Origin of the sequence: Microbulbifer variabilis ATCC 700307 (assembly GCF_000380565.1) — a bacterium.
In the GTDB taxonomy this organism is placed as follows: Bacteria; Pseudomonadota; Gammaproteobacteria; order Pseudomonadales; family Cellvibrionaceae; genus Microbulbifer; species Microbulbifer variabilis.
Genome location: NZ_AQYJ01000006.1, coordinates 1 through 4,411 on the forward strand (window position 1 = coordinate 1; position 4,411 = coordinate 4,411).

At 42.7% G+C, this 4,411-nt stretch carries 8 protein-coding genes; all 8 read right to left on the minus strand.

All coding sequences use genetic code 11. From position 1 onward, the window contains the following. Nucleotides 1-58: 58 nt before the first annotated feature. A complete protein-coding gene (locus tag G367_RS0100075; RefSeq protein ID WP_020411055.1) occupies nt 59-367 on the minus strand; it encodes a transposase in 309 nt (102 codons plus the stop codon). A gap of 209 nt (nt 368-576) precedes the next feature. Beyond that, complete coding sequence (locus tag G367_RS22655) at nt 577-1,035, minus strand: hypothetical protein (RefSeq protein ID WP_020411056.1); 459 nt, start codon at nt 1,033-1,035, stop codon at nt 577-579. Between the two features lie 445 nt (nt 1,036-1,480). Then, a complete protein-coding gene (locus G367_RS0100090) occupies nt 1,481-1,975 on the minus strand; it encodes a hypothetical protein (protein WP_020411058.1) in 495 nt (164 codons plus the stop codon). Between the two features lie 95 nt (nt 1,976-2,070). Then, on the minus strand, nt 2,071-2,481 hold the full coding sequence (locus G367_RS0100095) for a hypothetical protein (protein WP_020411059.1): 411 nt from the start codon (nt 2,479-2,481) through the stop codon (nt 2,071-2,073). Nucleotides 2,482-2,578: 97 nt separating this feature from the next. Next, entirely contained in the window at nt 2,579-2,890 is a 312-nt protein-coding gene (locus G367_RS0100100) for a transthyretin-like family protein (protein ID WP_020411060.1), read from the minus strand. A 72-nt stretch (nt 2,891-2,962) separates the two neighbouring features. Beyond that, the gene (locus G367_RS0100105) at nt 2,963-3,430 is read right to left on the minus strand and encodes a DUF4275 family protein (RefSeq protein ID WP_020411061.1); all 468 of its coding nucleotides are present in this window, start codon (nt 3,428-3,430) and stop codon (nt 2,963-2,965) included. Nucleotides 3,431-3,472: 42 nt separating this feature from the next. Next, nucleotides 3,473-4,045, minus strand: coding sequence for a hypothetical protein (locus G367_RS0100110; RefSeq protein ID WP_020411062.1), 573 nt, complete (start codon nt 4,043-4,045; stop codon nt 3,473-3,475). Between the two features lie 148 nt (nt 4,046-4,193). Then, the coding region (locus tag G367_RS26525) for a hypothetical protein (protein WP_026304856.1) at nt 4,194-4,411 on the minus strand (218 nt) is incomplete at its 5' end.

Below are 4,411 nucleotides of genomic sequence, written 5' to 3' on the forward strand. Positions count from 1 at the left end.
CACCGACACATCAAGCTAACCGGGAATGACCCCACATGCTCTTGTATCAGTGCGTACTTTACTCTTGGTGGTTCGCAAAGTACGCAGCTGCCTTTTTTAGAAATTCAACCTCCTGACGTGCTTCATGCAGTTCCTTCTTGAGCTTGCGAACTTCAGTGCTTTCCCGTTTGGAATAGTTGACGCCGTCTAACCTATTGAACTGCTTATCAGACAGTCGATTAAATTGACGACGCCAGTTGTAGATCTGCTGTGCGCTGACGCCTAGCTCTCGAGCCACAGAAGCCGTTGTTGCCCCAGGCTTTTCTGCTCTCTTAACTGCTTCTCTACGGAACTCCTCCGTATACGCCTGAGTTCTTTTCTTACCCATGATACACCTCCGTGTTAGGCCTAAACCTAACTATACAGGGTGTCTACCAAACGTGGGCAAGTCTTATGTCTAACGCCGCCAGCAGGGGCAGCTTACCTTGTGCGAATTTTGCGTAAAAATGGGAGCGTAGCGACCTGCGTAAAAGGTAAGCTGTCCCGCGGAGGGCCGCAGGCCCGGAGCTTCATTACCTGGCTTTGTTAGGAGCCTGCTCAATCTTGGCAAAATGCCTCGCTAACAACACCGTTTTCGACGGTGCTGATACAACCAAAGGAATCATGCTCACTCGACTGACACAACCCCAGAATCGCAGTTCCGATTTCATGGGTGTTGGGTGTGAAACATAGCCCTTGGCATTGTGAATTATCCGTGCAGCTTTTACCACCATCGATGTAATAAGCGACACAAGAAGGTATACCAAAAATTCCTATACCTTCAACTTTTCCACCAGAGGATACGCAAGCTTCGCTATCTATTTTCGCCCTGGCCTCGCTCCTCATTTTTTCTATAGAGCGCTTCATGCGCCAATCATTCCAAGCACTACATGCACTCAATTGAAAAATGATAATTAAATAAAGTGCTATTCGGATGATCAAGCTCCTAACGCCGGCAGCATGGGCCGGAGTTGCAACGCGGGAGAGGTCCAGTAAATGCGCAGCATTTACGAGCATGCCTGCCCTTGTTAAATGAGATACCTACATTGTTACGACTATCATAAAACACGACACCACACCCAACAAAATATTCAAAATGATCGCCAATCTCGGTTTGCAAAAACATCCCCAGATAGCAAAAAATAGAGCGATAAGGCCGCAAATTCTGTACGCACCGAGCTTTGACATTAGGCTAAATAGGGAGTCCTTTAATTTACCCTCCAACTGAAGATAATTATCCCCAACTATTTCCCAGTGAACCATTCCGTAGTAATTTAAAAGTACAAACCCAAAAGCCAAAAAAAGCATAGAATTGTAGATGGGAAACCATGCGCTTCTATACCACTTTTGACTCATCACTCTTACTCCATTACTCGACACATTTAACGCGTTTAGCACCTGTGCCGTAAGTGTTGGGCGTCCCGCGGAGGCCTGAAGGGCCGGAGTAAACTGCCTGCGATTGTTAGTGTTTTCTCCGATCAACCCTGATTGTCTTGATCTCACGATTTGTTAGCTGGCCATTTTCAAAAGTGTAAATAACAGCCTCATACTCATAGTATTCATAGTTGGGTGCATTCGATATACCACTTATACGAAAACTGAGATCGCCAGTCACCCAGCTTGCAGGTATACCACGAAGTGCACTCTTCTCATTAAAAACCGAAGACAAATCCAAATATTCAGAAGTTTTTCCGCAAGGATTATTTTTCTCTAGTTGATTTAACCATAGCTCCTTGTCTCGGATTACCCAGTAACCCTTATACCCTCTCCAGTTACCAGAACATACCGCTCGGTCAAAATAACCATTAATTTCTTTGAAATCTGGATGCAGCTGAAGAGGTAGCTCCTCTATATAAAATGTAGCCCCATCAATCCATAGCTCTTCTTGAACCTGAACTGTTGAGTACACATTTTCTGAGAGGGATATCAACAATGTAAGAAAGAAGAGATTCTTCACTAAGTTACTTCCTAACACTTACGCCCGCAATAGGGGCGCAAAGAGTTGGGCGTCCCGCGGAAGCTCGAAGGGCCATAGAAGCCTGCTTGCGTTTGTTAATGGGCTTTGCTCCTTAGCAAGAGAACAAGTACCGGAAGCACAGAAATCGCCAGAAGAACTTTTACACTTGTACTCACTAGAAATCCAGAGCTAAGAATAAAATCTGATAGTGCCGGCGCTACTTCCAGAAAGTTAACAACGCCGTAAATTGAAATAGGAATTAATGGAAGCCCCAAAAGCACCGATAGCTTGACAGGTTGTTTGAGCCGAAGCTTGACAATCAAAATTGCTAACAATGTAGCAAAAATTAGAACGGCACACAGACCATAAATTTCCAGCATCGCTTGATACAGTATTGGCGAGGTTTGGATATCTACTGGGACATACAAGGTGGAGGTGTAACCAAAAAGCCTCTCACAGATCCACGAGTAGAGTACCGCTACCACAAATACCAAGGCTATTTTCATCTTTATACTGATTCTTGACCATTAACTCAGAGTGCAGGGGTGGCTGGAACGAAGTATAAGCCGTCCCGGCGCGAAGCGCCCTTGCTGCCACGATTTGTTAAGTGCTATTTTTGGTACACTTGGTCTCCGATTTCCCAGGGTGGCTTGTAAATACTAGTTTATTACCAGAATAAACGAAGAAACTCGCCTCTTTTTTTGTGTTTAATGTGAAAGTTCCATTTTCATCCGTTTTGGTTTCTCCAAGTTTACCAGGCAAGTGAAAAGGAATCCATTCGTTTTCCCATGCTTCTACTTCTGCTCTAGCAATCGGATTATCTTGGCAATCGGTTACCGTTCCGGTATAGGTTTGTGGTGTAGCGCAACCATTCAAAATTAATGTAAGTAAAACAATTGCTACTGACGTCTTCATTCTCTGATGCACTTAACTCCTAGGTAAACTGTGCCGCCAGGTGTCAGTTTGACCTATTTGTTATGTGAATTTTTATGTCCATCCTTTACTCTTGGCAAAGGCTTTTTGTTTCTCTTTTTCAATCTGTTTTTGATTGTCGATATTTAGTTTTTCGTAATCTGGATGTTTGGCAAAGTAGGGCCCTAACCAACCTTCCTCATGAGTAAAAGCCATACACCAAGCCATATTTTTTGGAAAAATATAGTAGTCCAACAAATCAACTGTTTCAGGCTTTAGGTCAGTTAGTACTACTAACTCATCATCGTTTGCCATTATGTAATATTCGTGCGCACTATGATTGTTATATAGTTCGCGTGCTTTCTCTCCTTCGCTTGAAGGATAGCAACCAGCGCTAAAGGTATGCCATTTATAAGCTTTGGTATTTGCTCCCTGGGAATTCTTAGCGAAAGTGGCCATCCACTGTTTTTGAATGCTCCACATTTCCTTCTCGTAGAGGACTTCTAAGATTTTTCCTGGGTGGCATTCAATTACTTGTTCCATCACCTTCCCCGTAGACAAATAACGCCCAAAGCAGCGGGCGCTTTAGTTGTCCGACAGCCTTTGCTTGTTGACCCTTTCATCCTTCAATGCACTTTCATAAGCTGAAACCCAGATCTGCTTTTCTAAATTCGCCATATAATGTTTTTGAAACTCATCTACCCCGCTAATCCAGGCGTGAACTCTTAGAGGTGCTTTGGCTGTAGCCTTAATAGTAAACCACATCGATACTGGCGAATACGTTATCTCTTCTATTTCGCTCCACTCATATTCTCTGAGCCCTCTCCATCCTGATGTTCCTGCAATGCCACCGGCTTTCAGGGTGATCTTTACTGTAAAAAATTCAATATAAAAATAAGCAGTAAAGAGAAAAGCTGCCGAGAATAACCAAATAACTGCTCGCGCATCTGACTCTGTCTTTATTGGGACGAAGATAAGAGCAAAAAATAAACCACCTATAGATATAATGGAAAGGACGAGACCGGCACCTCTAATTGAATTCGTATACGTAAGAAGAACATCCCCATTCTCCATAGAGATTGGCTTGGCATTCTTTGAGGCTCCAAGCATCAGCGCAAGTACAAAACCCGCAATTGCTGAAATCAACACATAATTCACTCAATGCTCCTCTGGGTTAACGCCTCAATAACGAGCAGACAAACCGAAGGTTTGGTTGTCCAGCCGAAGGCGACCGTTGATTGATTTGTTAAGTGTAGCTATATCAAACAACCACCAACTACAAAAAATTTAAAAAATATAGGACAAACTATACCGTAAGATAATAGCCGTTATTAACTATGACAAAATAACAAAGCTGTAAAATTAAGATTATTATTCCAGCTTTTATAAACCTATTTTTAGATTCACTACCTAGATTTTTTTTACAAATACCGAACAATAAAAAAAATATACCTATAGGTATTGCAATAAATACACCCAACATTTGAGGTACTACTATATACATACCCGTAAAAGCCTCAAAAT

What these genes read in the sequence shown, in the direction of transcription:
- G367_RS0100075 (WP_020411055.1), bottom strand. Translation starts at nt 367, where the DNA reads ATGGGTAAGAAAAGAACTCAGGCGTATACGGAGGAGTTCCGTAGAGAA.
- G367_RS22655 (WP_020411056.1), bottom strand. Translation starts at nt 1,035, where the DNA reads ATGCTCGTAAATGCTGCGCATTTACTGGACCTCTCCCGCGTTGCAACT.
- G367_RS0100095 (WP_020411059.1), bottom strand. Translation starts at nt 2,481, where the DNA reads ATGAAAATAGCCTTGGTATTTGTGGTAGCGGTACTCTACTCGTGGATC.
- G367_RS0100100 (WP_020411060.1), bottom strand. Translation starts at nt 2,890, where the DNA reads ATGAAGACGTCAGTAGCAATTGTTTTACTTACATTAATTTTGAATGGT.
- G367_RS0100105 (WP_020411061.1), bottom strand. Translation starts at nt 3,430, where the DNA reads ATGGAACAAGTAATTGAATGCCACCCAGGAAAAATCTTAGAAGTCCTC.